This window comes from Janibacter sp. CFPM2_SD2, from assembly GCF_057364645.1.
This window is the reverse complement of sequence record NZ_JBNFOF010000374.1, coordinates 1-961: the sequence shown is the minus strand read 5'-3', so window position 1 is coordinate 961 and position 961 is coordinate 1. Positions and strand designations below refer to the sequence as shown.

Annotated in this window: 1 protein-coding gene and 1 pseudogene; both read left to right on the top strand. The window is 74.9% G+C overall.

Going from position 1 to position 961, the window contains the following annotated elements; all coding sequences use genetic code 11:
- Nucleotides 1-369: pseudogene (locus tag AC2W7J_RS18450) on the top strand (hypothetical protein); the annotation flags it as partial.
- A gap of 26 nt (nt 370-395) precedes the next feature.
- A partial coding sequence (locus AC2W7J_RS18445; protein WP_485984239.1) for a pyrroline-5-carboxylate reductase family protein occupies nt 396-961 on the top strand: 566 nt, incomplete at its 3' end.

Below are 961 nucleotides of genomic sequence, written 5' to 3'. Positions count from 1 at the left end.
TGCGCGGCGGCACCGGGGAGCCGCAGGGTCAGCAGCTGGCAGGACCCGCACGAGGTGGACCTCGCCTTCGCGCGCTGCCTGGCGACCCTGCTCGGCAGCGGCGTCCACACGGTCGTCGCCACCCACGAGCCGGTGCTGCTCGACCTCGCCGACGGGCTCGCGGACCAGTCCGGTCGGGGCCCCGAGGGGCTGGAGTACCAGTTCTTCCTCGGCGCCGACCCGCAGCTGCAGCTGCGCACCGCCGACGCCGGCCACCGGGTGCGCATCCTCGTGCCCTACGGCCCGATGTGGCTCGAGCACCTGCACGACCTGGCCCGGCGTCCCTCGGGGCTGCGCCGTCTCGCCGAGACGCTCACCGGTCGGTCCTGACCACACCCATGACGACAGGAGCACTGATGACCACCACCGCGATCTACGGAGTCGGAGCGATGGGTGGCGCCATCCTCGACGGCCTCACCGCACACGGCGAAGGGGAGGTCCTCGCCGTCGCGCGCACCCCCGAGCGCGCCACCGAGATGCGCGAGCACTACGCCGACCGGCCCGCGGTCGAGGTCGTCGACGTGACGGCGGCCGCGGCCCGCGCTGACGTCCACCTCGTCGTCGTCAAGCCCTATGCCGTGGCGGAACTGCTCGCGCAGGTGCGCGACTCCCTTCGCCCCGGCTCGGTCGTCGTCTCCCTCGCGCTCGGCGTCTCCCTCGCCGACCTCGCCGCAGCCCTGCCGGACGGGGTCGCCGCTGTCCGGGGCATGCCCAACACCCCGGCCCGCGTCGGCCAGGGGATGACCGTGCTCAGCCCCGCCGCCGATGTCACCGACGGGCAGCTGCAGCTCGTGCGCGACGTGCTCGCGCCGACCGGCGGCACCCTCGTCCTCCCCGAGGCGCAGCAGGCGCGGCCACGGCCCTGTCCGGGTCGGCGCCGGCCTACTTCTACCTCGTCGTCGAGGCCGAGCTCGACGCCGGC